Here is a 25,211-nt window from a genome sequence, read left to right on the forward strand (position 1 = left end):
CGCCTAGCTCATCGCTCGTCGAACAATCGCGGGACCAGCCTCGGCAAAGGGGCCGGTTGCCGTCTGGTCGACAAGCTCGTGCGGCACCAGCTTGAGGCGCACCCGCATGCTCGTATCGGCAGGCATCGCCTGACACCAGGCGCCAAGGCAACCCAGGCCGTCGGCATAGACACGACTGTAAATATCTTCCGGGGGCTCCAATCGCTGCATCGGACCGGCCAGATCGCGATTGGCGACCGCGAAAGCGCAGAGATCCGCGCCAAGCGCCGCTTGCCAAGCTGCCGCTTCGCGTCCAACAATGACAGCGGCCAGACTGCCGGCCCAGTAGATCGCGCCGGCGCGAAGCGCGAGTTCCTCCAACTCCTCGCCGGAAGACAGAGCAATCGCTCGATCGATCTCGTCGGCCGGCTCTTCAACTGCTGAAGACAGCCTGTGACGCTCGACCAGAAACTGCGACAATCGTTGATGCAGGCGTTGCGACTGCAGCATGCGCTCGCAAGCAGCCTCGCCGATCGTGCCGTCAAAGCATTCCGCGAGCCTTGCCGCATCCACATAGGATGCGGGGTTGGACACGAATGCCTGCCACTCCGGGCTGGCGGTTTGCGTCGAGCGGGTCCCCGTCATGTCTTCTTCACAGGCATCGCCGAAGCATCGAGCGCATAGACGCCTGGCTGTCGGTACCACTGCACGTAAGCCAGCCGGGCAGCCAGCGCGAGTATGGCTGCCGCCATGCCGTAAAACAGCCCCATCGCGGCGGCGACGCTGCCGGGATGCAGCCAGAGGCCGAGGAAGCTCGTAAAGCCCGCCTCGCCGGTTCCCTGTTCGGGGGCTGTCGCGGTCACCGGAATGAGGGTGACGGAAACATTGTCATAAGTCAGTCCGGCGACACCCTTGGCCACCAGCATCTTGACCTGCGGGATCAGCTCATTCATCGGAACGGATGCGCGATGCCGGATGAAGACGGAGGCGGACGACGGCACCAGTTGCTGTCTCAGCGGATCGTTTTCGGGCAGGACGAGATGAACGCGCGCGGAAAGCACGCCGTCGATATCCGAGATGGTCTGCGACAGCTCCTGGCTCAGGCCATAGATCATCGTCGCCCGCTCTTCCGCCGGCGAGGATACAATCCCACCTCTCTTGAACACCTCGCCGAGCGTCTGGAATTCCTGTTTGGGCAAGCCACTTTCGTCGAGAATCGCCATGGCTTCGGCAAAGCGGCCCTTCTCTACGGAAACCGTCATCTTGCCGTCTTTGCCGGTCTCGCGTTGCGCCGGAATCCCGTGGCGCACCAGCGTAGCCACGATCTCGTTGGCTTGCCGCTGGCTGAGGTTGGAATAGAGTTCCACAGAGCACGCCTGCAGCACGAGCATACCCATGACAACGAGGGCGACGCGCCACCGGGCGCCGTATCGGTTCAATAGCGTTGACCGCCACGGCAAGGTTAGCGTCGGCACGAAACACTCCGCGGCATTTACTGCTGTTTGATCAGCGTGCTGGTGGACGACGTGACAGCCGTCACGCTGCTCGTCACCACCTCGAGATTGGCGGCTGCCCACATCACCGAAATGGACCGTTCGAGAAGTTGCTCGGCATTCTTTGCCGGGGAATTTTCGGCTTCCTTGCCTGACGTAGCGGTCTTGCCACCGGCATCCTGTACCGTGGCTGCATCGGCGCTCACGGGGGCGTTCGCCTGGCCAAGGGCTTTCTGGACCTGTTGCATGGTTCCTTCCAATGACCGGACGGCGGAACCGAACAGTGCCGACGGATCCGTGAACGCCCCGCCCCCCGCCTTCTCGGCCTCGGCCAGATAGTCGAAGAGTTGGCGTTCGACGATCGGCCCTGTCCTTTCCGGTTTGGAGGGTTGTCCAGCCATTGCCTGATTGGCGCCGGACGATGCCTGTGCCGCCTGCTGACCTGCCCGTGTGGCGACATCACCACGCTCAGGCGTGTTGACTTTCGCGGCGTCGTGCTTCTCCTGCTTGGCACCAACCATTCGATTGCCAGGCTGGGCTGCGAAGCCAGCGGTGATCTGCTGTTGCGAGCTTATACTGGTGGTCAAGTTTGCAAGCGTAGCCTCCAGGGCTCCAATCGGCGCGATCTGCATGAACCAGCCCTCCTGTTCCTTATTCCTCAGTTCTTCCTGGCGGAGGGGACATCCTGCGCCTCCGCCTGCTTTCCGCGGAAAACGCGGACCGAGACAACTTTGCCCGGCTCCTGCTTCGTGCCCGTAGCCGCAGGAACTCCGAGCGTTTTCCTGACCAGTTCGATGTAGGAGGGTGGCCCTGATACCGAGACGACATCATCTTGCTTAGAAAGCTTGATCGGAAACCTCGGATCAATGACGCCCAGCCGTGACAACCGATCTTCCGCGCCGGCAGCCATGTTGGCATCAAGCGGGATCATTTCCGTCTGGATTTCGGCTTCGGTCGCGACGTTCATGACGATGCCGTCGAAATGCCAGACCAGCCCGTATCGATTGCAAATCTCTTCCAGAAACTCGCGGGCCGTTCCCACCGGCATGCCGGCGCTCAGGCGCCCCTTTACAAGCTTGCTGACGCGCATCGGCACCCGCATGTTGCGGCCAAGCTCGATGAGCGCGTCTGTCACGGACTGGTCGACCGTGATGTATTTGTAAGGCCCAGGAGGCCATCGCGGTTCGGCGGCGTATGCGTGCGGCGAGCCAAGGCCGAGCGCCAGGACGGCAAGGCCGCAGGCGACAAAGGCGGCCCTGGCTCCCGACAACCGATCCGCATGGCAAATACCGCGTCCCGTCAACTTTGGTCCTATTGCAAGCGATCCACGAGTGGTGCCCCGCGTCGCTCGCTTCATGGTTTGCCCGCTGGTTTTCACTCTATCGCGCACACGGGAAAAATGGAAGTCCAATTGGACTACGCATTAACTTCCCGTGCCAAATGTTGCGAACGATCCGCAAAGCGATATGGTGCGCGCTGGAATCAATCACCGGTTCGTGATCGCCGGTTCAATGCTTCACAGAAAGGGATCGGTCTCGGTGGCGGCAAACAAGATCTCGCTCGCGAAGCTGGATGGTCCCCCAAGCGTTCCTGGACGCAAGATTCCGATCAGTCCTCGTCCCTTCCAGAGATTGGGTGCGTCGGCTCTGCTCGCCATGTTGACTGCCGCCATGGCGCCGTCGCAGGCCCAATCGAACAGCGGTTATGACCCCAGAAGTTGGGCTTACGATCCGGCAAGAAACGTGTTGGTCTCCCCTTCCGGTCGTGACCGGACTTCGGGCGAAGAAATTCAGCCCGGGTGGTCGGCAATCCCAAGGGAGATCGTGGCTTTCAGCGAAGCTCAACCGAAGGGATCGATCGTGATCAACACCACGGAGCGGCGCCTGTACTACATCCTGGGAGACGGCAAGGCGCTGCGATATGCAGTGGGAGTCGGCAAGGAAGGCCTGGAGTGGTCCGGCCGCGACACGATTTCGAGCAAGAAAGACTGGCCAGATTGGCGGCCGCCGGCCGAAATGCGATCCAGGGAAGCCTCAAAAGGCCGCTTGCTGCCCGCCCACGTCGTGGGAGGGCCGAACAACCCGTTGGGCGCCCGCGCCTTGTATATCGGAAACACGCTTTATCGCGTCCATGGCACCAATCAGCCGTGGACCGTCGGACAGGCGAATTCGTCCGGCTGCATCCGCATGACCAATGAAGACGTTATTGACCTTTATGATCGAGTAAAGATCGGCGCCCAGATTATTGTCCGGCATTGAATCGTGATTCCGTTCAACATCAAGCAGCTTGAAACGTTTCTCCTGGTGGCGACTTTCGGAAGCTTTCGAAAGGCAGCGGAACGCCTGAACACGACGCAGCCGGCCGTGTCCACGCGAATTGCCGGCCTGGAGGAAGCGCTGGGTGCCAAGCTGTTCGAGCGGCAGAGCAGCACCGTCAGGCTGACCGCCGAGGGGCAAAGGCTGCTGCCACCTGCTCAACGGGTCCTGCGCGTAGCAGAGCGGCTGCAACTGGCGGCCAGCTCTCTTTCGGAGACGGCAGGGGTGCTTCGGCTCGGAGTCGCCGAATCCATCGTGCACACATGGCTTCCGGATTTTCTCAGGGAACTGCAGGCAAACTACCCGCTTGTCGACACGGATATTGTCGTCGATGCGACGACCACCCTTCGCAATGAACTCATGTCCCACCGGCTCGACCTTGCGGTGCTGATGGGCCCGATACTGGAATACAGCATCGAGAATATAGAGCTGCCATCCTTTCCACTGATCTGGGTCTGCTCGCCGCAATTGAAGTTGCCCAACCGACGCAAGCTGACGCTGAAAGACCTGATGCAATTTCCAATCATCAGCTATGCGCGCAGCACGAGGCCCTACAGCGAGCTATACCGCAAGCTCACCGGCGAGCTGGAGGAGACGCCGCGCATCTTTCCGGCCAATTCCCTAGCCGCTTCCATCAAGATGACACTCAACGGTATCGGCATAGCCACCCTGCCAGAGGACGTCGTCCAAGAGTATACCGAAAGCGGTAAACTGCGCATCGTCGACTGTGAATGGCACCCGTCCGACCTGCAGTTTACCGCCTCCTACTCTTCCGAACCATCCAATCCGATAGCGGAGCGAGCGGCAAAGCTGGCCGCCTGTGTCGCCCACGCATATGCCGCGAGAACCGGCCAGGCGCAGCATGCCGGCGGGCGCAAAAAACGCGACGCGCTTCAGGATCCCGCCGTTCGTTTCCCAGCCGGCCGATGTTCTCAGCCGACCGATGTGCCAGGCAGATAGATGCGATCGCCGGAGAAGATCATGTCCGGGCTCAGGATGTGATCCATGTTGAGCACCACCGTCTCCGCCACGTCCGCCGAGTGGGTCCTGGCGATCAGGCGAATAGAGTCGCCGTTCTTGACCTCGACCCACTGATAGCCGTCCTTCTCCAGCGTTGGATTCGTCCGGCCCTCGGAATTGCTGCTGCCCTCGGGATGCACCTCTACATAGTCGCCGGAAACCCAGCCGGCATGCATTTCGCCGTCCGGTCCAAAACCTTCGACGGGTATCCAGGCTTCTCCAGACGGATCGGTCGAAGGCTTCGCGGTCTGCTCGACGAACGTGCCGGGTTGCAGAACCGTCGCCACCGTTGAATTCCCGTCAGGCTGGGTCCGCAAATTCAGGCCGTCATCCGATTGCACGACGAGCTGCGGGAAGGTCTCTGGCGGGGTTTGCGGCCCATCTGGAACATCCGAAGGATCATCGGGGCGCTGGGACGAGGCATCGCCATCCGCTTTCTTCGGATCGGGCGTAGAGGTCGGCTTCGCGCCGTCCCAAGGCTCCGCGAGCAGGGAGTCCAGCGAGAAGAGAAGCATTCCAACACCGAAGGTGATGCCCAGGGTCCACCGATCCCATGCAGCCCATTTTTTGTCGGACTTTTGCGCCGCCGCGATATCGGCGTCGGTTCGCGGCACCGAACGGCTATTCATCCGGTCCGTCCTTATGGCCGACGCCCAGAATTCCGCGCAGCCGAACGTGAACATGGTGCCGGCGACTGTTGCGATCGGCGCCGGCCAGGAGTGCAGCGTATAGACGGCGCAGCCAAGCACATAGCCGGGACCAGCCAAATATTCGGCCAGGTTTCGGATCACCGGTCTGCCGCTGAACGACTGCAGCATCGACTTCGTGCCATAGACGATGTTGCCGAGCGTGAACGTGCTGTTGACGACAAGATCCTTACCCTGGATCATCCCGGTCGCGGCACCTGGCGCCGCGGCAATGAATGTGGCTCCGCCGAGTGCGTTGAGGAATCGCCCGAACGGCTTGTGACCTGCGGTTGCGTTGGGGAAGAGCGCTTGCGCGCCGAAAACGAACCCTCGCGCGCCAAATGCCACCGCTCCGGCGGTGGCGGTCCAGGTTGGCGGCAACGAACTCCACAGGATGTAGGAGGTGGTCGACATACCGCCAAAGGTAGCGAGTGCCTGAGCGTTTTCCCGCATCCTGGCATGGCTGAGGGCCAGATCCACGCTGGTGGCCTGATCCGGCGTCATCGCCTTTTTATGGGTCGCCCGATAGGTCGTCAGTTGCAGCACGGAAAGCGCATTCGTCTGATCCGTCGACATCCAGGCAAACTGCGTGGGTGTGAACTTACGCAACTGGCCGGGGCTCAACTCCGCAAGCTGCTTCGGCGTCAGAGCCGCTGTCTGCCGCTTCGTCAGCGCCTCGATCTGATGAATGGTCAGAGTACCCAGCTGCTCACGCGCTAGCGCCGAGATGTGGTCCGGCGACAGCTTTGCCGTTGTCACGGGATCGCGTGTCGCGACAAGGTCGGGATTCAACGCCGCGAACTGCGTCGCGTCGAGATGGCCGAACTGGGCAGGTCTCATGGCGGCGAACTGTTCTGACGTAAAGGCGTTGCGCTGCTCATCGCTGAGTTTGGCGATCTGCTCCGGCGTCAGCTTGCGCACCTGCTCGATGGTCAACGCAGCAAGCTGCTCGGGTGAGAACGCAGCGACCTGATCCGGTCGCAAGCCGCTGATGCGGCCAGGGGCAACGGCCTGCAATCTGCTTGGCCTGATCGCCTGGAGCTGTTCGGGGCTGAGCGCCCGCAACTGCTTCGGCCGAAGCGCCGCAAGTTGATCAAGTGTCAGCTGCCCGACCTGCTCGGGGCTCAGTGCGGCAACCTGCTCTGGCGTCAGCTTGGCGATGTGCTCCGGCTTGATGGCGCGCAACTGCGCGCTGGTCAGCTTCGAAATCTGGTCGGTGGAGAGCGCCCCGACTTCCGGCCCCGGGCTTCCCGGCACGTGGCCGTCGGAAGCACCGCGTATCCACGGCAGCACGACGGCCTCGCCGGTGTCGGGGTCGAACACCAGTATGTGCGTCTTGTCCGCCAGCTCCGGTGCATCGGCTGGCGCGCGAGGGCCGTCGGAAGGCGGCACATAAACCTGTTCCGGCCCCCTCGGCTCGGTGCCCAACATTGCCGCGGTGATCACCTTGCCGCTCTCGTCCTCGAGCCGCAGGGTTCGGCCCGGACTGGTTTTGGTCGTCGTGGATTGGGGTTGTGGTGCTGCCGAGACTGGTTTGTTGTGTCCGAAGATGTTGCCGACAATCCCCGCATCGTCGAGCGCCCGCTGCAAGTCCGCGGAAGGCGGCGCATCGAGGAAAACCCAGCGCGGCTGATAAGCCGGGTTCTCGTTCCGCAGCGCCACATCCTTGTTGATCTGCTCCTGCAGTTTCGGCGTGAGCGGCACTTCGCGCATCTGCGCGACACCGTTGATCGTCGTCCAGCGATGATAGGTCTTGACCTCGATCGCCTCGATCACGTCGTCGCTCTTGAAGACGGGCGAATCCACATATCGCCCACCCACGCCTGAGACAGGGTGAGGCCCACCCGGGCTGGCATCGACCGGGAAATGCGCTTCTCCAAGCGACCCATTGAGTTCGCGCGTATAAATCTCGCCGGCCCGCCATTTCTCGGGCTGGCGCATGTTGCGAACCTGTTGCAGCGAATAGGTCGTTGGAGGCGCCGCCTCGATTGCCTTCCTGGCTGGCGCCGCCGCCGGCGGCACGCTTTCGCCCTCCGGCCGCCCCTGACTGCCCGGCACATGGTCCTCGGAGGCGCCGCGCATCCATGGCAGGACGTATGCTTCGCCGGTCTCGGGATCGCGGAACAGAATATGCGACTTGTGCATCAGCTCCGGCTCGTCGCCGCGTGCTGGCGGTCCGTCGGCGGGCGGCACATAGACATTCTCCGCGCTCTTTGGCAGTGGTCCATAACGGGTGGCCGTCACGGATTGCCCGTGCTCGTCCCTTATCTGGATCGGGCCGTTTCGGCGGCCGCCCACCTGCGAGGAAAGGAAGGTCAGCACACCATCGGCAACGTTCTGGCGCATGAAGCCGCCATCGAGGATCGAAGGGCCGAATTCCGTCCGAAATTGCTCGATCGCGGCGCGCTGGTCAGGTCTTGCGTTCTTTTCCAGTTCGCCGAGGAGCTGCTCCATGGAGGCCTTGCCGCCCTTCGGGATGCTTCTCGCCGCGCCGTTGCGCGAGGTTTCCACGGCGTGGGCGAGCCAGGCGGGAATCGTCAATTCCTCGTTTTGCCCGTCGGCACGATCGAAGGTCAGTGTCGCGGTTTCGTTTTTGGCGATCGAAGGCGCGATGCTGGCCGCCTTGGACTTGTACTGGATTCTCACTTCGGCGCTGAAGGTCAACGCACCTGCGGGCAGCGGATGCGTCGACAGTGAAAGCGTGTAGCGCGTGGCCGGGGTGCCATGCGAACCGTAGAGGTTCTTATAAATGTTGCCCGCGCTCGGCATGTAGCGGGACTGCGGTGGTCCGTCGGGTTGGAAGCCCGCCGGAAGCCATGATTGTACTGTCGATTTCACCTTGTAGGTCGCGGACGTGACCATCCGGTCGGGATTGAAACCCAGTACGCCAGGCAGCCTGTTGTGATCGTTGAAGATGACGTCGACCAGCATCGCCTCGGGGTTTACAATTCGAGCCTTCTCGCCGGTTAGCAAAACGATCTCTGCCGTGGGCGCCTTGCCCGGTACGGCCGAAAGGCGCAACCCGCTCAGCGTCGGTTCGTCAACCAGAGAAACAATGTTCGACGGATCGATTTGGCCGGCCTTGACGAGGTCACGTATCGTGCGGATGCCATCGCCCTGGCCGATGGCTGCGATGAGTTCGGACGCCTTCGCCGGATCCTTGACCGCGAACTGGATCTTCAGGCTTGTCGAGCCGAGAGCGGACTGGATCTGGTCGTATGCCTGGGTCGACACGATGTCGCCCGGCTGGAGCGTGTCTTTGACGGACAGTTCTGGGCGCTTCTCGAAGCCGACGCGCGGCATCTGGTCCACCGCGGCGACATGATTGGCGACGATCGGCAGGCGTATGCCTGCCTTGGTCTCGGTCATGACACGGTCGAACGGAAGCGCGCCTTGCAGCTGGACGTGCCCCAAACTGTTTTCCGCTGGCACGCCAAAGAAGTCATGCTGGCCAGGTGCGAGCGTGACCTCCTCGCCCTTGAGCAAAGGCGTGTAGGTCATCTCGATCACGGTGCCTTCGCCATCCGGTGTCATCCCGACAATGGCAGCGTCCAGCGGCTTGGCGTCGTAGCCGGTCGCATCGCCGAATATCGCCTTGCTCGCCGCCGCCGACAGATCGCTGCTGCGAACCGGGAGGGCCGTCTGGTTGGACACCGGCCAGACACCGGCCTGGAGGCTTGTGATGTTCCTGTATTCGCGTGCCCTGTAGGATACGACGCCCTGGGTGCCGAGCGCGTCCTTGAACGGCGTCAGGCTGCGTTGGCTGACGCTGTCGACGATCGACCACCCGATCATGCCGAAATCGGTCTTGGTTCCGACACCGAAACCAACGGCCGCAATTGTCGGCGAGCCGATTCCGAAGGCGTCGCCGGTGTTCAACCGGACCCGGAAGGTGACGCCGACACGGAAGTCCGGCAATATGTCGCGAAGCGGCGTACGCGGAATCTGGAGACCGTCCGGGCCGTAACGCTCGGCCATTTCGCGGCTGGAATAATAGCCCTTCTCCTGCTCATAGCGGGTCACAAGCTGTTCGACTGTCAAGCCATCGAGATAGGCCGAGGGCGTTTTTGGATCCTTGCCGCTGGTGTAGACATACCCGCTCGTGTCGCGTTCCGGCCTGCCGGCAAAGCTGCGTGTCTCCGGGTCCCAGACGAGGCGCACCGTTCCGTCTTGTCCTGTCGGCTTGCCCGGTACGATGATGGGATCGCCATCGGCGGGATGGGCAGTACCAGGCGGGGTCGACCCCTGAGGATCGTGGCCCGGCTGCATTGTCGAACCATCGCCGCTGCCGTCGTCGGCCTTGATCACTTCTCCGGGTATCACCGGATGGTTGGGGTCTTGGAAGACCTGCTTCCCGGTCGGCCTGTAGACGCCGTCGGCACCGATCTCATAGACGTTCATTGGGCGCCCCGAGGGACCGGGCTCCGGCGCCGGCGGCAATTGCCGCGGTCCGTTGCCCCCAGGCGGCTGTTGGTGCGGTCCGTCGCTGCCCGGTGGCGGACTGGCGTCCGGACCATTGGGGCTCGCCTGCGTGCCCGTTCCCGGCCGCAACGTGCGCAGGCCGTGGATGCCGAGGCCGGTACCGGTGATGCCGGTGCCAAGACCCGTAAGCGCATTGGCAAGCTGGAGACCATTCATCTGGTCTCCGTTGACGGCAAGATCGTAGGCAGAGGTCGCCAGCAAGGGTGCGCCAACAATCACCGAGCCGACATCCATTCCCCACGCCGCCTTGTTCAGGCCGGCGGTCGATTGCATGTAACCGCGGGTTTCGAGCGCCAGGGAAGAGCCGGATCGTGTTGCACCTATGCTGCCGCGGAAGGCCTGGAGCGCGGTCATTTCCTTTCCCGCCATGCCAATGGTGCGCAGGCCGCTGGATGCCATGGGCAGAACCGTGGTCGCCGCGCTGGCGATGTTCATCAGTGACTCGGCATCGTCCCACTCGCCGCCATGTTCCAGATGGTTGACCTGGTTTATGACGGCTCGGGTTCCGAGGTAGGCAGCACCCGTATAGGCCAGCGGGGCCGCGATCGGTGCGGCCGGCGTGAACGACAAGATGGTGGCGATGCCGGTCCCGATGCCAACCAGCGGATCGACGACCTTGTCCCAGACCGAGACGTTGCGCGCCTTCACCACTTCAAGCGCGACCTTGCCGTCGTCTCCCGCCTTCATCTCCAGTCCTTTGGGAACGACGAGCTTGCCGTTCTCACCAAACTGGCTGTTGTTGTCCTGGAAATCGCCGAGGTCGTCGAACTTCTTGCCGGTTGCGTCGACATAGCGAGTGTTGCCGTCTCCGTCGCGCACGGCAAAGAGCGTGACCTGCTGCGTCCCGACCTCGTCGTCGACATAGAAGATCGGTACGCTGCGCACATATGGATCGTCGCCGCCAATATGGCGGATCTCATGCGTCACATTCTCGATCGCCTCGCGGCCATCATCGGTCGAAGAATTCAGGCCGAACGTCCTGGCGACCGTGTGATCGAGGGTCGTACCAGGTTGTTCCCGGAACTGGTTGTCGTAGCCGCTGTCGAGCAGTTGCTGGAACTTCGGCTGATAGATGCCGTCGAGCGTCTGCTGCTGATGTTCGTCCAGATAGGTCTTGTCCACCGTGCTGTTGCGGTCCGCCAACAGCGAGGGATCGCTGAGCCGAAGCTCATGGTAATCGCTGAACCCTTGCACCACTCTGCGCAGATCCTCAGCCTGTGCTATCTGAGCTCTTGTCGCTTCAAGCTTGAGCTTGGAGACCGCCAGCTCGGGGTCGACCCAGCGGCCACCATGATCGTCATCCTGTGTGTCCAGGTCGATCCAGATTGCCTTGCCGCCCTGGGTCAGCGCATCGATCCCTATCTGGTTGTATTTCTGGGCAACCTCCGGCGCCACCTTGATCGTCTGTCCGCCGACATCGATTTTGACCGGCTGCACGCCATCGGGCAGCGTCCCTTGGGGCGCATCGACCGCTCCAGGCCCGTGTTGCGTCAGCGCATTGTTGAAGTTGGTCTGCAGGCTCGTCAGCTTCGTTTTCAGGTCGGTGATGCTGTCGCCGAGCTGCTTGTCCAGGACATCGTTCAGATTCTTTGCCGCTTGCGCCTCGCCGGCCTTCGCGGCTTCCAGGCCGTTGGCGGTGCACACCTTCTCCGTCGAACCGCTCAGAAGCTGTTGCCAGTCCTTGTTGAGCTGGCGGTCCCGGTATTCGTCCCTGACGTTCTTGTCGTTCAGACTGTAGGTGAGCTGCTGCTCCGTCGTCCCTTTGTCGAAATGGTTGACGACCCAGAGCTGGCCATCACGGACTTCGAGCGTCGAGGTCTTGTAGTGACCCAGGTAGTCGCCGCTGTACCGGTTGTATTCCTTGTTTGGGTCGAACTTCCGTTCGCCAAGATACTGGACAAGCAGCTTTTGCTCGAGATCCGTCTGCTGCGCGCCGACCTGTGCGGCAGTGGCATGAGCGTCGAAGTAGTTCTGGTAAGCCTGCGCCAGTTCGAGCTGACTGCCTGCTGTCGTCTGTAGCGCCTTCAGATCCTTGTATTCCTTCGAGTCCGTGGGAACGCCGTCCAGTTCGGCCTTGCCCACCAGGAAATCGATGGTGAGCTTGTCGCCCTTGCTTAGATGCAGGCCGACCTCGGAAAACAGCTTGTCGACGGCCGCATGCTCGGAGACACCCTGAGCGTGTTCCGTATACCGGTTCGGGCTGTTGACAGGGCCGACGGCTGTTGCATTGGGATCACCCAGCGGCGTCAGCTTACTCTGCCCGGCGATGGCATCTTTGAGGACGCGTGCGGCATTCTCATATTCACCACGGGCACCCCGCGCGTTCTGCAGCAAAGTGTTGGCCTTGGTCAGCCGCTCCCGCGCATCTGCAAGCGTGCCCTTCGGTTTTTGCGCGGTCCATTGCAGACCGTGAGGCGCCAGTGCCTTGTTCAAGATCGTCTGCGCGCCATCAACTGCATCTTTGTAGGCGGGATCGAGCATATCGACGTTGAACTGCTCCTGCTGCTGGCCGGCCAGAGCTCGCGTCTCAGTGATCCGCGACAGGGCGATGTTCTCGGAAATGATGGCCTGGGCGACCTGGGGATCGACCCAGGTCCAGACTCCGTCGATCTTCATCGGCGTCCACTTCCCGCCGGAAGGTGCGTTGCCCTGTGGCGGATCGCCGAACGGATCGACAACCCTGTTTTGCCCGTCCAGCTTGGGCTTGGCGGCAGTGCCCAGACCGTATTTGTCGATCAGGGCTTTTTTGTCCTGTCCGGCTTTCTCCGCAGCGTCGATGAGGCCGGGCAAGGTCTCACCGGCCAGCAGCCCTTCGACAAAGGTCTTCACGATCTGGCCTTCCTTTGCTTCCTCGGAATTGCTGCTGTTGGGGTTCACCGCCAATAGCGTCCTTGCCAGCGCGGCCTGCGTGCTTCCTGCCTCGATCTTCAGGTCGGTGCCGGTGGTGCTGTTGTGCAGCGTCATGCTGCCATCGGGCTTGGTGGTCAGCTTATAGCCGTTGAAGGTGACCTCCACGGTCGTGCGCGTCCCGTTTTCGATGGTGACCTTTTCTCCGGGCTTGATGATGTCCGGATCTCGGGGCGAATCGAAAAGCTCAGGATTCGTCCGTCTGAGATCATCGAGCGACACGCCATATTGCTGCGCGATAAGGGTCAGATTGTCGCCGGGCTTGACCTCGTGCTCGACGGGCTTGCCGCCATTGATCTTCTCGGTGATGGTCGTCGTCACCCGGCCGTCCTTGTCGGTGACGATCTTGGTTTCGGTCCCCGTTTTCGGATCGACGATCGTGGTCGTGGTCTCGCCCGTTTTGGTGTTGTGCACACTGTTGCGGGTCTTGCCGTTGCCATCCACGGATTGCGAAGTTTCCTTGCCGTCGGCCGTGGTGACGACGGAGCGTTCGTCGTGCTGATAGTCATGCGAGTAGACGGTCTTGTCGCCGGTGTGCGGATCGACGATTTCGACCGACTGCACGTCGCCATTGCCGCTTTCCGCTGCCTGCGGTTTGACCTGATAGCCGGCGGCCTGCAGTTCGGCCATCACCTGCTCGCTGGTGAGGCCGTTTTCCCGCGCGATCTGCTCGATGCTTTTCCCGTCGGCCAGACCTTGCTTGATGTTCTGCGTGCTTTTCCCGCCCGGATCCTGCGCGGCCGCCAATATGGTTTTGTGGCCGTCCGGACCGGTGACGGTGGTCACGGGAAGGGATGGGCCGGCGCCCGGCGTCACCGTCTCCACCGAAGCACCGTTGGGCAGCGACGTCCGTTCGGTGACGGTGCCGGTACCGAGATCGTCTTCATAGCGCGTCGTGATGGCGGCGGTGTCGGGATTGTAGCTGCTGGTTTCCTTGCGCCCGAGCCCATCCCGGACCGGCGTGGTGGTCGCGGTGCCATTGGGGTGCTCCACGCTCGTATAGTAGCTGTCGTGTTGGTAGTCGTAATATTGCGTGACGGTGCGGCCGCTGGCATCCGTGATTTTCGTTGTCTGCACGTCGCCATTGCCACTCGGGTCGGCGGTCGACACGGTCATCCCGCCAGACCTCAGCGCGGCAATGACCTGGTCGCGTGTCATGCCGCGGGCAGACGCAATCTGGTCGATGCTTTTGCCACCGGTGACGTCGTTGACGATGCTGCGGGCGGTCGTCGCTTCCACGGAGTTGTCGTCGGGCTTGCTTCCGTCAAGTTTCACCGGCATCAGCGTGGGTGCCGCGAGATCAGTCCGCACATGGAGCGCCGGCGTCACCGTCTTGCCGTTGCCGGATGTGCCGGTGCTGGCGTTCGAAGCTGGCGTTGCCGGAGCCGCAAGCGGCGGCGGCCGAAGGGAACTCAGCTGCGTGTTCACCTGCGCCAGTTCCTGGCGGGCCTGCGCCGCCCAATCGCGCTCGCCCATCCTGTTGGCGAGCCTGATCTGCTCCCGGAGTTTCGCCGCCTGCGCCTCCAGCCGCGCTATCTGCTCGGCGTTTGCCGTCGCATTGACCTTTTGCGGCTGGACGGGCGGCTTATTGAGCGTTACCAGGCGAACCATCTGGACGACCTCCGGAATCACTGTTGCCGGCAGCCTGGGCCGCCGGCACGCCCGCCCGATCGCACCTTTCGGATGTTATCGAGGGGGCTTCCAATAAATGCCGAAAGCTGCAAGCTGCTCTTCCGACTGTTTTACCCGTTCCGCGGCATCCGTTTCGGACCGCGCTGCCGTCAGTGCCGCCAGAAGTTCGACGGCGGCGAACGCCGGCGCCATGCTTCGGAAGAACGACTGCGAATTCGATGTGACAATAATTGTCTCCCGCGCGATCCGCGTCAGCGGAGACACGCTGCTGTCGGTGATTGCCACCACGCCGACGCCTTGCCGAGCCGCTTGGCGCGCCACGTCGATGGTCGTGCGTTCATAAGGCGCCATGCCCACAGCCAGAAGCACGTCGCCACGTCCGGCGCGCTGGAGGGCATCCAGGCCCTGTCCGGCCATCTCGCCGACAAGCGTCACCTTGCGGTCACCGCCAGCCAGAAACGACATGACGTGAACGAAGTGGCTGGCGACCGGATAGGCGGAGCGTGAGCCGAGACCGAAAAGATCGCGCGATCCTGCAAGCAGGTCGGCGGCGGCAATGATCTGCATGGCGTTGGTGTATTCACCAAGACTTGAAATCTGCGCTGCAAGTGCGTCGGCAACGACGCCGACGGTCGAATATCCCGGATCGCCACGCTGTTCGATCCCCTGTCGCGCCGGCTCTCCTGCGATCGTCTCGCGCAGCGCGCGCGCATAAAGACCGCGCATATCCTCGTAGCCTTCAAGGCCAAGCCATCGCGCCAGCCTCATCATCGTGCTGTGCGAAACGCCGGCTTGGTACGCCTGCTCGCGCATCGACATCAGCGCGACATCCTTGGGATGATCCAGCACGAAACGCGCGGCGACCCGCAGCTGCGGCGGCATATTGTCAAACCGTTCGACCAACAACTCGGCCAAAGGACCTTTTTCCATCCTGAAGTACCCCATTCACCCGCTTGGCAGATTACTCCTCACATGTAGGCAATGCAACAGTTGGAACTTAAGTGGCTCGTATATTCCAAATGGACTTTCAATTTCGGTCATGCCGCCTTAGAGTGCCTCGGCAACCTGCCGGACCCCAGCGATGTGAGTCCGGAGTTTGTAACTTGAATAGTCCCTCAAGGAGACAATGATGGCTGCTACCCCTCCCATTACCTCCGGCTCTACCGGGTCGCCGGAACAGAACCTGGACAAGATGATCAAGCAACAGGAGCGCATGTTCGGGCTGGAGATCACGAAAGAGATCGCGAAATCCCAACATGACATGCTGATGAGCACCGCAAAGACGCTCGGCCAGTCGGCTGAAAAGGCCTGAGGCAGCGGATACCCGAACCCATGCGCCGCCGCAAGCAACCGGCGGCGTACTGCACGGCAGAAACCTTTCAACGCCGTCGTCTGGCTGCATTTGAAATCGTCATCGGCGGGAGATGAAGTGGCATGACCGCTAGCCCTATCGGTAGATATCTGGAGGCGGCGCCGGCGCGCCGGTTCCGCTCGATTATCGCTCCCTCCCCGGCAGCCGGACATTCGGTAGCGCTCAGCGTAGTTTACGGATTTCATGCCGGCGCCGAAATCAGTCTGGTCGAGCCGGTCTATACGATAGGCTCCAGCACGGAGTCGGACATCGTCCTCAGGGATGCCGGCATCGCGCCGATCCATGCAAGACTGCGGCGCCAGGGCAGCCGGCTTGAAATCGAAGCCGTTGGCGGCGATGTCGTACTTGCCACAGGCGAGACCATCCATGAGGGGCATGGCAGCCGCTGCAGGCTGCCGCTCACCATGAGTGTCGGTGACGCCCGTATCCGGCTGGTCAACCCGGAGCGCTCATCGAATCGGTGGGCTGTTTCCAATCGCCCTCTCCTGGTTGCAGGCAGCGTTCTCCTTGCCGTATTCGTTGTTTCCGTCGCGGCGAACGGGTTCTCTTTCGCCAAGCCCGATATTGGGCAGAAGCTGGCCTCTCAAGACGGCGAACCGGTTAGGGTAGCCTTCGCCGGCGAGGCAGGGCAAGAAGTGCTGGACGATTCTTCGCCGGCGCAAATTCAGAGTGCCTCCGACGCGGAAAGGCAACTCAAGCGGCATCTCGAGCAATCCGGCATAAGCACATTGGCCGTTCAGCGATCATCGGGACGCCTCGTGGTCTCGGGGATGATTCCCGGTGACAAGAGTGGTGTCTGGACGGAAACGCAATCCTGGTTCGACCAGGCGTTCGGCGCGCACATTGCCCTCGTCTCCAATGTCATGATCGGCAACGCGGAGCAGGCTCCGCGCCTGACGTTGCAGGCAATCTGGTATGGCGAGCGGCCTTACGTCATCGCAGCCGACGGCGCACGCTACCACGAAGGCGCATTCACGAATGACGGCTGGACCATAAAGCATATCGGCGAGACGGAACTTCTCCTGACCAAGGGCGGCGCCACGGTCGCGCTGAAATATCCGTGAACCGCCGGCTTGAAGGGCCTCGCTTCGACACGGCAAGGGTTGACACACCCGGCCGCGAGGTTCGGCAGGCTGAAAGCGTACGCGGTCAATCGATCAACCGGCGACGGATGAATGGCGCCGACAAAGCCACAAGCCGTGCTCAGGGAACGAAGTCGGCCGCGGGCACGGAAATGCCAGAAACCGCGGAATTCCAACGCTCGCAGGGTGCCGCCGGGGAATCGCTCGATGAGATACTCGTCAATTTCGTCATGCCCAATATTCCCGAGCCAGCCATCCTGCGGCGCTCCGTGCCAATTCTCCAGCATTTTGTAACGCACTTGGTTCCTGACCTTGAGGGCGGCGAGCAACTCAAGACACTCGCCAGAACGCTGATGGAGGATGAAATCGAGCGTCATCGCGATCTGCTTGGTCGCATGCAGGAAGGGATCGAAACCTGACCGACCCGCATGACACCGTGCACCTGCTGCATGTCCTGGGCTATCTCTACGGGTCTCACGGGCAGGCAAAGCGGGGCGCGGCGTACTTGCTTATCGCTGCACAGCTCTCGCCGGGAAATGCCAGCGTGCTGCGGACATTGGCGCACCTGCTCATACTCGATGGCGAGGCGGAAAAGGCGCTTGCCACGATCGCCAGGCTGGAGACCTTGGACGGAATGGACCACCCGGCGCTTGCATTGCTGAAGAGCCGCGCCTTGCTCGTGGCCGGGCGCAAGACCGAGGCGCGCAGTGCCTTGCTGAGCTTCCTGTCGCAACGAGGTGTTGAATGACCATGTCGGAGCGACTTCTGCGATTTCTGGCCAGGCTTTCACGCCGCAGCGATCTGGTCATTGCCGTCCTGCTGCTCGTAGCAGTGGTGATGATGCTCATCCCGTTGCCGACATTCCTCGTCGACATTCTCATCACCGCCAATATCGCCATCAGCGTGCTTATCCTGCTGGCTTCGTTTTACGTTTCTCATCCGCTCCAGTTCTCGTCGCTGCCGTCGGTCATCCTCATCGCCACCTTGTTCCGGCTGGCCATCACGATCACGACCACGCGACTGATCCTGCTCCAGGCCGACGCCGGCGACATCATTACCGCTTTCGGTGCCTTCGTCGTCGGCGGCAGTATTGCGGTGGGCCTGGTCATCTTCCTGATCATCACCGTCGCGCAGTTCATCGTGGTTGCACGGGGTGCCGAACGCGTCGCCGAGGTGGCCGCGCGCTTCACGCTCGATGCGCTGCCGGGCAAGCAGATGAGTATCGATGCCGAGTTGCGCAACGGCGACATCGACCAGGCGGAGGCACGCCGTCTGCGCCAGCAGCTGGAGCGCGAGAGCCAGCTGTTCGGCGCGATGGACGGTGCCATGAAATTCGTCAAGGGCGACGTCATCGCCGGGATCGTGATCATTCTGGTCAACCTTGTCGGTGGTTTCGCCGTCGGAACGCTGCAGCACGATATGTCCCTGGGGGACGCGGCTGCCACCTACTCGCTGCTCACCGTGGGTGACGGGCTGGTGGCGCAGATACCGGCACTGCTCGTCGCCGTGGCCGCCGGTACGATGGTGACGCGCGTCGGCAGCGCCGACGGAACCGGCGATCTTGGCCAGCAAATAACCAGTCAGCTCCTGAGGGATTCCCGAGCGCTCGCGCTGGCTGCGGTGATCATGGTCGGCCTTGCCCTGGTGCCGGGCTTCCCCTTTGTCGTGTTCCTGATGCTTGGTGCCTGCTTCGGAGCGGGCGCCTATGCAGTCAATCGGCGCACAGCCCAGGAATCCGAGCCCGAGGACATCGGCCAGCTGCCCGAGCAGTCGGGGAATTCCGCCTCGCTTTCAGCAATCCCCACCGGAACACTGCCTCCTTCCTATCGCATCGTGGTCCGCTTCGGAACCGAGCTAGGGCGCTCGATCCCGGAGCCCGAGTTTGCCACGCTCGCCGACGGCGTGCGCCGCGAACTCTTCGGCGATCTTGGTGTCGACGTTCCGGCTATCGGCACGCAGGTCGACGAGATGCTTTCACCACGAAGCATCCGCATCGACCTGGAAGGAGCGCCCATCCTGGACGCCGAAATTCCAGCCGACCGCGTTCTTGTCGAAGCGGACGCGACGCATCTCGATCTGCTCGAAGTAACCTACGAAAAAGGTCCTTCGGTTGCCGGTCAGCGCAGATTCGTGTGGGTCGATGACAGCGACATATCGGTGCTGAAGGAAGCCGGCTTCGCCTTCTCCGCACCAGCCGAAACAGCGGCCAGATGGACCGGAAATTCGCTTCGGCTTTATGCCGGCCATTTCGTCGGGATTCAGGAGACACGCAGACTGCTGTCGGACATGGAGCCGGATTATGCAGACCTGGTCAAGCAGGCACAGGAGATCGTGCCGCTGCAAAAGATCGCGGAAGTGCTTCGCCGGCTCGTCGGTGAAAACGTGCCGATCCGCAATCTGCGCCTGATCCTCGAAGCCCTGATCGAATGGGGCCAGCGCGAACAGGACGTCGTCCTGCTGACGGAATATGTCCGCACATCCCTGAAACGCCAGATCAGCTTCCGCTCCGCCGGCCGCACCAACATCATCGCAGCCTATGTCCTGCAGCGGTCGGCCGAGGATATCCTGCGAAACGCAGTGCAAAGCACTCCGACGGGGACATTCCTGAATCTTTCCGACGATGATGCGCAGGCCCTGGTCACCGAAATCGAGCGGGCGCTAGCGCAGAACTCCACCGATGTCTCGCCGGTGGTCCTCGCCGCGATGGATGTGCGGCGTCATATGCGCAGCCTGCTCATGCACAATGCCATCGAGCTTCCGGTTCTGTCCTTCCAGGAACTCGCGCAAGAATTCAACGTCCAGCCGCTGGCCACGATCGCGGGCCGCTCGGGGAAGGCCGGCGCGCGCAGTGTCTCCCAGTCGTTGCCATCGGCTCAGCCGAAGGCCAGGCAAGAGGCAACCTCATGACGCCAGCCGGACGGACGGGGACATTTGGGGAATCAGGAGAGGAACGGCATGACAATCCACGGTACCGCAGCAGGCGTTCGACCGGCCGCTGTCGCCAGACGGACAGATTTGCGCCAGCTCGCTATCGCGACGGTTGGCTTCCTGCTGGCGTTCCTGATTACATTTGCCGAAGCGTCGGCGCAGAACGTTTCGCCGTTGTCGAGCAAGCCAGCGCTCGACCTGCCGGTCGGGCAAGGGCGCTTGCTGCGGTTCTATGAACCGGTCGAATCCGTGCTCGTCGCGGACACCACGATTGCAGATCTACAAGTCGTGTCGCCGAGCATGGTCTATGTGTTCGGCCTCAAACCCGGCTTGACCAATCTCATTGCGGTCACCGCCGATGAGCGGATCGAGGCAACGGCCCAATTCCGCGTCACGCCCGATGTCACCCCCGCCAATGAAGCGAAGCATGCAATGCAGCCGAACTCGGCGACAAATCTCCATATTTTCGGAACCCGCATTGTCGCGACGGGCGAGGCACGCGGCGTCGATGAGGCAACGGATGTCGACAATGTCGCCCGGACATTCTCGCCGCCGGAACAGCCACCGCTGAACAACATGACCGTAAAGGGCTCGCAGCAGGTCAACATCCGGGTCCGCTTCGCCGAAGTCTCACGCACGGAGCTGCAGTCGTACGGCGTCGACTGGTCCGCCGGGTACAAGAGCGGCGGCTTCGAATTCAACATGTTCCAGGACAATGGCGTGCCATCGGGCAGCGGGAATTTCGGTTTGAACATGGACCAGGCGCACGGCGTCAACTTCGACATTCTGATCGAAGCGCTGCAACGCAACGGCGTCGTCAAGATACTGGCCGAACCGAACCTGACGGCAGTGACCGGTCAGACGGCGAGCTTTCTTGCTGGTGGTGAAATACCGATTCCGATTTCCCAGGGGAATGATGTCGTCACCGTTCAATACAAGCCCTTCGGCGTTTCGCTGGGATTTACCCCAACCCTAATTGGCCGTAACCGTATCGGGCTTCACGTCCAGCCCGAGGTCAGCTCCCTGTCGGAAACAAGCTCCGTGAGCGCCGGCGGCTTCGCCATGCCGAGCTTCATCGTGCGCAAGGCCGACACGACGGTCGAAGTGGCGAGCGGTCAGACGTTTGCGATCGCTGGCCTGTTCCAGCAACGGACCTCGCGCAACCTGGAAAAATTTCCGGTTCTGGGCGATGTGCCCGTGCTTGGCCCGCTCTTTCAATCGCAGCGTTTCCAGCATGAGGAGACCGAACTGGTTATCCTGATTACGCCTTATCTGGTCGAGCCAGTGCGCGACAGCCTCGCCACGCCGCTCGATCGCCCGGCAGCCAAGCGCGCCAGCCGCAAGCACGCCAGCGACGCGTCGGCGACGGGTCTGATCATCAAGTAGCGGGGAAAACGAACATGACATCGCCCATCGCTTTCTGCGCCATTCTTCCAGCGCTGTTTCTGGCCGGCTGCGTGAACAACCCGCAACTGCGGCAGGATTATTCTCCTGGCTACAGCTATGTTTCGACAGATACGGGCGGCTCCCAGAAGGGTGTCACCGGTTCCGTCCTTGCTCCCAATGCATGTCTGGCCGAGCCGGCCGACGACGACAATTCCGCTGCCAGGACCAATCTGACGATCGTCTCCGGCGTGGGCTCCCACCTGCCGTCCGGCTGCGCCAACGCCTACAATCTTCAACGCATGGCCGAAAGCCAGCGCGACCTCGTCGAGGGCAGGCGCATGGGGCCGGCGGCAGCAGCGCCGACCGCGCGGGCGGCCCGTCGCTACCTCGATGGCGAAGAGACTCCGATAGGCGGAGCCAACAGCGGGCCGTCAACGCCGCAGACGACGCTCCCGGTCGAGTGAGCCGATGCGGTTTCGCCCGCACAGCCCCACTCAACGCGTCGGGTCCGATGCACTAAAGCAGTTCATCTCTCCATCAAAACGCAGAACCGCTCTATGTCTTCGTCTTAAGGCTTTTCCTAAAATTGCCCTAGCCGAGGATGGAGCCGAGCGCTTTCGCCCTGGCCTGAGTGCTACCCTTCAACCGGATGGCTCTGGCACGCGCAAGCAAGGTATTCACCTCCTTGGTCGTCAGGCCGATGGGCGGCGAGCCCTTGATCTGATCGGCTTGGCCAAGAAGTCCGTAGACCACCACGACATTGCGCTTGTGGTGCAATTGCGCGTTGGGCGTGGCGGCAATCTTCTGCACCAGCGGCAATGCCATTGCGGAATTGTCTTCAAGTGCCGCCGCCAACGCCATGTTGGTCTCGACGTCGAGATCGCCCGGCGCGAGTTTCAACGCCTGGGCGAAAGTGGTCTGCGCCTCGCCTGTCTGGCCAGCAAATGTCTGCGCCACGCCCAAACGGTTGTAGGCGCTGCTGGTATTGACCACCGGCGCTGCCTGCGCGAGCGCGCGCATGCCGGCATCGACATCGCCCGCCTCTATCATCGCCGAGCCAAGCCCGAGCATCGCCCCTCCGTCATTGGGAGCTTTTGCAAGCGCGGACTGGTAGGCTTTGGCGGCCTCGGCGGGATAGCCCGCCCGCATGTAAGCGTCGCCCGCCTTAACAAACCCACTCGCCTTGGCGTCCGGCATCGCTGCCGCGCGCTGGTAGAGCGCGATTGCGGTATCGCTTTCTCCGCGCGCGTCAATATCGTCGGCAAGCTTGATCAAACGCTCGGATTGCGAGGCCGGCCCTTGGGCCTTCGCCTGCACAGAGCCGGTTTTACTCGTCTGACAACCGCTCAACGCCAGCGTGATGACGATTGGCAAGAATACGACATGCAACCGCATATCCACCTCTCCGTATTCAAGCCCGCCCTACCTTACACAGGCAAGCGGCCCACTGGAACCACGACAGTGCGATAAGATTGCAACATGGCCGAAGAAGCTGAGGAAAAGAAATTACCAGCGTCCGACAAGAAGCTTCGTGACGCCCGCCGCAAAGGCCAGGTTTCGCAAAGCCGCGACCTGGTCTCCGGCTTCACGCTTTTCGCAGCGCTCGCGTATCTCTATTTTGCCTGGCCGATGCTCTTCAGGCTCCTTTCGGAGCTCGTACAAACCGTGACGGTGCCCGGCGGCTCGTTCGGGGAGGTCAGCCTGCGGGCCATTCGCCATTCGTTTTCGTTGCTGATGCTTGCCACATTTCCGCTGGTCGGGATCGTTGTCGTTTTCACCGTGGCCTTCGGCATGCTGGGGACGTTCGGACCGGTCTTCTCGTTTGAGCAGCTCAAGCCGCAGTTCGATAACATAAACCCGGCGAAGGGCCTTCAGAAAATCCTGTCGCTCCGCAACGTCATCGAGTTCACCAAAGGCCTGGTCAAGGTGGTGTTGCTGGCAAGCCTGTTCGTATTCATCTTGGCCGAATGGCTGCAGCCGCTCTTCGACACGCCAGGCTGCGGTCAGTCATGCCTGGAGCCGATTATCAAGGCGGTGCTGACACCCCTTGGAATTGCCGCGGCCCTGGCCTTTGTCGTTATCGGCTTGATCGATGTTCCCATTCAGCGCTGGCTTTTCCTTCGCGACATGCGCATGACGGCAACCGAATACAAGCGCGAACACAAGGATCTCGAAGGAGATCCATTGATCCGCCATGAACAGCAGCGACAGCGGCGTGAAGCGGTGATGCAACCTGCGAAGCTGGGTGTGAAGAATGCGGTCATCGTCTTCGTGTCCGGCGATCGCGCGGTGGCATTGCGCTACGTCAAAGGCGAAACGCCGGTGCCGACGGTGGTTGGCAAAGGTCAGGGCCGCGCCGCCGACGAGATAATGGCTCAGGCGCGCCAGGCAGGTATCCCCATAGTCGAGGATGCGGTAGCCGCCGAAACACTCTTCGAGCAGGCGAACACCGGATCTTATATCGGCCAGCAGATGTTCTCGCCGGTCGTTCGCCATCTCGTCCGGCACGGGCTCACCTGAGGCGACGCAAGTCGGCTGGCTTGGCCAAGATAAACCAGCGTCGGTTCCACTGTAGCAAGCTGTTGAGCGTGATTTGATCCGAGTTATCACGCTGTCGACGGGCCGACTCTCCGATGACGGACAATCCCGTCGTCCTTTGATAAAATCAGCCGAAGGCCTGGGCGGCCGATGCATAGGTGACCGGCAACTTTCCGGATCCTGGCCGCGCCAACGAACTCTTGGCGTTTAAAAGCGACCTATTGGGATTACTTGAATGCCCGAAGGTACATTTAGGGGAAGCACGTCCGTTTCACCGGACGTGCTGACGGGTTCTCGGCTTCCGGTCAGAGCCGCATCAGGCCGCCATCGACCACAAGCGTCTGACCGGTTACGAAACGCGCGTCCTCACTGGTGAGGAAGGCGACCGGGCCAGCGATATTAGCCGGCGTGCCGAGCCGCTTGATCGCCTGCATCATGTAGACCTGCGCCTTCTGCTCGTTAGGCATGCCGCTCGCGCCTTCCGTGTCGGTGATGCCAGGATGAACGGCGTTGACGATGATGTTGTCAGCGGCGAGTTCATTGGCGAGAGCGCGGACGAGACCGACCACGCCCAGCTTCGACGTGATGTAATGGGAGAAGCCCATTCCGGGCGGTGTCACCATCCCCACCGCGTCGGAGCCCACGGCGACGATCGACCCTCCACCGGCCTTACGCATCAGCGGCACGATCGCCCGGGCGCCGATCACATGCGCATCGAGGTTAACGGCCATGACGCGGCGCCACTCTTCCTGCGTCATCTGATCAAGTCCGGTGATGGGGTAGATGCCGGCCGCATGCACGAGGATGTCGGCACGGCCGAATTTCTGCTCCACCTCGGCGGCAACCCGCGCCCAGTCGGCCTCATTCGTCACGTCAGCGGCGAAGGCGATCGCGCCATTGCCGATCTCGGACGCTTCCTTTGCGGCATCCTGGCGATTGACGAGGATGATTTTCGCGCCGCGCTGTGCCAAAAGATTGGCGATGCCGCGCCCGATGCCCTGCTTGCCGCCCGTGATGATCGCGACCTTGTCCTGATGTGTACTCATGGGTGTTTTCCTTCGTTGTTGTTGGCAAAGTTCTGCCGTTGCCGGCTGCCGAGTGGTCGCCGGACGCAGAGTTTCGATGACGGCAAGTGCCGTCAGTTGGGTGACTGAGCGCTCTCGGCCAAAACCCTCAGGCGTGGCTCGCCGATCATGGCGAGCATGTCCGTCCTTTCAGCCGTCCAGCCGAGTTCGTCGCGCGCCCTGGGCGAACGCGACCGGCTTGACGAGGCTTTGATCAGGGCGCCGAACTCGCCCCAAACGTCGTTCGCTTCTTCCGGGGAGACGCCGCGCGCCTCACAGCCGAGGTCCCGTGCCACAGCTTCCGCGATCCATCGGTTGGGGATCTCT

At 62.0% G+C, this 25,211-nt stretch carries 19 protein-coding genes; 10 read left to right on the top strand and 9 right to left on the bottom strand.

The features are described from left to right. Positions 1–3 precede the first annotated feature (3 nt). The 4 genes from NKJ26_RS15130 to NKJ26_RS15145 are packed head-to-tail and all read right to left on the bottom strand — an operon-like array spanning position 4 to position 2,562. Entirely contained in the window at positions 4–624 is a 621-nt protein-coding gene (locus NKJ26_RS15130) for a SctK family type III secretion system sorting platform protein (protein ID WP_352696011.1), read from the bottom strand. Further along, a complete protein-coding gene (sctJ, locus tag NKJ26_RS15135) occupies positions 621–1,556 on the bottom strand; it encodes a type III secretion system inner membrane ring lipoprotein SctJ (protein ID WP_352696012.1) in 936 nt (311 codons plus the stop codon). The genes NKJ26_RS15130 and sctJ overlap by 4 nt, the downstream gene beginning before the upstream one ends. Further along, complete coding sequence (locus NKJ26_RS15140; RefSeq protein WP_352696013.1) at positions 1,472–2,104, bottom strand: hypothetical protein; 633 nt, start codon at positions 2,102–2,104, stop codon at positions 1,472–1,474. The genes sctJ and NKJ26_RS15140 overlap by 85 nt, the downstream gene beginning before the upstream one ends. A gap of 26 nt (positions 2,105–2,130) precedes the next feature. Further along, positions 2,131–2,562: a type III secretion protein gene (locus NKJ26_RS15145; RefSeq protein WP_352598176.1), complete on the bottom strand. Its 432-nt coding sequence runs from the start codon at positions 2,560–2,562 to the stop codon at positions 2,131–2,133. A gap of 376 nt (positions 2,563–2,938) precedes the next feature. Here NKJ26_RS15145 and NKJ26_RS15150 point away from each other — a divergent pair, with 376 nt between their 5' ends. Together NKJ26_RS15150 and NKJ26_RS15155 are read left to right on the top strand one after the other, a co-directional pair. Next, positions 2,939–3,730, top strand: coding sequence for a L,D-transpeptidase (locus NKJ26_RS15150; protein ID WP_352696014.1), 792 nt, complete (start codon positions 2,939–2,941; stop codon positions 3,728–3,730). 3 nt (positions 3,731–3,733) lie between these two features. Continuing rightward, entirely contained in the window at positions 3,734–4,747 is a 1,014-nt protein-coding gene (locus NKJ26_RS15155) for a LysR family transcriptional regulator (protein ID WP_352696015.1), read from the top strand. Here the strand turns inward: NKJ26_RS15155 and NKJ26_RS15160 are convergent. After that, on the bottom strand, positions 4,720–14,493 hold the full coding sequence (locus NKJ26_RS15160) for a LysM peptidoglycan-binding domain-containing protein (RefSeq protein WP_352696016.1): 9,774 nt from the start codon (positions 14,491–14,493) through the stop codon (positions 4,720–4,722). The two genes, NKJ26_RS15155 and NKJ26_RS15160, sit on opposite strands and share 28 nt — an antisense overlap. A gap of 75 nt (positions 14,494–14,568) precedes the next feature. After that, positions 14,569–15,429 carry a MurR/RpiR family transcriptional regulator gene (locus NKJ26_RS15165; protein WP_352598180.1) on the bottom strand — a complete coding sequence of 287 codons (861 nt, stop codon included), beginning with the start codon at positions 15,427–15,429 and terminating at the stop codon, positions 14,569–14,571. 214 nt (positions 15,430–15,643) lie between these two features. On the opposite strand from NKJ26_RS15165, the gene NKJ26_RS15170 reads away from it, so the two are divergent. The 7 genes from NKJ26_RS15170 to NKJ26_RS15200 all read left to right on the top strand — a co-directional run bounded on the left by NKJ26_RS15170 (position 15,644) and on the right by NKJ26_RS15200 (position 21,746). Next, positions 15,644–15,826 carry a hypothetical protein gene (locus tag NKJ26_RS15170; protein ID WP_031260038.1) on the top strand — a complete coding sequence of 61 codons (183 nt, stop codon included), beginning with the start codon at positions 15,644–15,646 and terminating at the stop codon, positions 15,824–15,826. A gap of 122 nt (positions 15,827–15,948) precedes the next feature. Further along, positions 15,949–16,950 (top strand): SctD/MshK family protein, encoded by a 1,002-nt coding sequence (locus tag NKJ26_RS15175; RefSeq protein ID WP_352696017.1) that lies wholly within the window; start codon positions 15,949–15,951, stop codon positions 16,948–16,950. Further along, positions 16,947–17,387, top strand: a complete 441-nt coding sequence (locus NKJ26_RS15180; protein ID WP_352598182.1) for a hypothetical protein — start codon at positions 16,947–16,949, stop codon at positions 17,385–17,387. Before NKJ26_RS15175 ends, NKJ26_RS15180 begins: the two co-directional genes overlap by 4 nt. 86 nt (positions 17,388–17,473) lie before the next feature. After that, a complete protein-coding gene (locus NKJ26_RS15185; protein ID WP_352696018.1) occupies positions 17,474–17,716 on the top strand; it encodes a hypothetical protein in 243 nt (80 codons plus the stop codon). Next, positions 17,713–19,875, top strand: coding sequence for a type III secretion system export apparatus subunit SctV (gene sctV / locus NKJ26_RS15190; RefSeq protein WP_352696019.1), 2,163 nt, complete (start codon positions 17,713–17,715; stop codon positions 19,873–19,875). The genes NKJ26_RS15185 and sctV overlap by 4 nt, the downstream gene beginning before the upstream one ends. Positions 19,876–19,923: 48 nt before the next feature. Continuing rightward, positions 19,924–21,282, top strand: coding sequence for a type II and III secretion system protein family protein (locus tag NKJ26_RS15195; RefSeq protein ID WP_352696020.1), 1,359 nt, complete (start codon positions 19,924–19,926; stop codon positions 21,280–21,282). A 14-nt stretch (positions 21,283–21,296) separates the two neighbouring features. Further along, the gene (locus tag NKJ26_RS15200) at positions 21,297–21,746 is read left to right on the top strand and encodes a hypothetical protein (protein ID WP_352696021.1); all 450 of its coding nucleotides are present in this window, start codon (positions 21,297–21,299) and stop codon (positions 21,744–21,746) included. Positions 21,747–21,873: 127 nt separating this feature from the next. Here the strand turns inward: NKJ26_RS15200 and NKJ26_RS15205 are convergent, their stop codons facing one another. Continuing rightward, complete coding sequence (locus NKJ26_RS15205) at positions 21,874–22,677, bottom strand: tetratricopeptide repeat protein (RefSeq protein WP_352598188.1); 804 nt, start codon at positions 22,675–22,677, stop codon at positions 21,874–21,876. A gap of 84 nt (positions 22,678–22,761) precedes the next feature. Between NKJ26_RS15205 and NKJ26_RS15210 the strand changes: the two genes are divergently transcribed. Continuing rightward, positions 22,762–23,802, top strand: coding sequence for an EscU/YscU/HrcU family type III secretion system export apparatus switch protein (locus NKJ26_RS15210; protein ID WP_352696022.1), 1,041 nt, complete (start codon positions 22,762–22,764; stop codon positions 23,800–23,802). 323 nt (positions 23,803–24,125) lie between these two features. On the opposite strand, the gene NKJ26_RS15215 is transcribed toward NKJ26_RS15210, so the two are convergent. Further along, positions 24,126–24,866, bottom strand: coding sequence for an SDR family NAD(P)-dependent oxidoreductase (locus NKJ26_RS15215; protein WP_352696023.1), 741 nt, complete (start codon positions 24,864–24,866; stop codon positions 24,126–24,128). A 92-nt stretch (positions 24,867–24,958) separates the two neighbouring features. Continuing rightward, the gene (locus tag NKJ26_RS15220; RefSeq protein WP_352696024.1) at positions 24,959–25,180 is read right to left on the bottom strand and encodes a hypothetical protein; all 222 of its coding nucleotides are present in this window, start codon (positions 25,178–25,180) and stop codon (positions 24,959–24,961) included. Positions 25,181–25,211 lie beyond the last annotated feature (31 nt).

The organism is Mesorhizobium sp. M0152 (assembly GCF_040322415.1).
GTDB lineage: Bacteria > Pseudomonadota > Alphaproteobacteria > Rhizobiales > Rhizobiaceae > Mesorhizobium.

Bases quoted from the DNA above. Each gene is read 5' to 3' on its own strand.
- NKJ26_RS15130 (WP_352696011.1), bottom strand. From the start codon at position 624: ATGACGGGGACCCGCTCGACGCAAACCGCCAGCCCGGAGTGGCAGGCA.
- NKJ26_RS15140 (WP_352696013.1), bottom strand. From the start codon at position 2,104: ATGCAGATCGCGCCGATTGGAGCCCTGGAGGCTACGCTTGCAAACTTG.
- NKJ26_RS15145 (WP_352598176.1), bottom strand. From the start codon at position 2,562: ATGCGCGTCAGCAAGCTTGTAAAGGGGCGCCTGAGCGCCGGCATGCCG.
- NKJ26_RS15150 (WP_352696014.1), top strand. From the start codon at position 2,939: ATGGTGCGCGCTGGAATCAATCACCGGTTCGTGATCGCCGGTTCAATG.
- NKJ26_RS15160 (WP_352696016.1), bottom strand. From the start codon at position 14,493: ATGGTTCGCCTGGTAACGCTCAATAAGCCGCCCGTCCAGCCGCAAAAG.
- NKJ26_RS15170 (WP_031260038.1), top strand. From the start codon at position 15,644: ATGGCTGCTACCCCTCCCATTACCTCCGGCTCTACCGGGTCGCCGGAA.
- NKJ26_RS15175 (WP_352696017.1), top strand. From the start codon at position 15,949: ATGACCGCTAGCCCTATCGGTAGATATCTGGAGGCGGCGCCGGCGCGC.
- sctV (WP_352696019.1), top strand. From the start codon at position 17,713: ATGACCATGTCGGAGCGACTTCTGCGATTTCTGGCCAGGCTTTCACGC.
- NKJ26_RS15195 (WP_352696020.1), top strand. From the start codon at position 19,924: ATGACAATCCACGGTACCGCAGCAGGCGTTCGACCGGCCGCTGTCGCC.
- NKJ26_RS15200 (WP_352696021.1), top strand. From the start codon at position 21,297: ATGACATCGCCCATCGCTTTCTGCGCCATTCTTCCAGCGCTGTTTCTG.
- NKJ26_RS15205 (WP_352598188.1), bottom strand. From the start codon at position 22,677: ATGCGGTTGCATGTCGTATTCTTGCCAATCGTCATCACGCTGGCGTTG.
- NKJ26_RS15210 (WP_352696022.1), top strand. From the start codon at position 22,762: ATGGCCGAAGAAGCTGAGGAAAAGAAATTACCAGCGTCCGACAAGAAG.
- NKJ26_RS15215 (WP_352696023.1), bottom strand. From the start codon at position 24,866: ATGAGTACACATCAGGACAAGGTCGCGATCATCACGGGCGGCAAGCAG.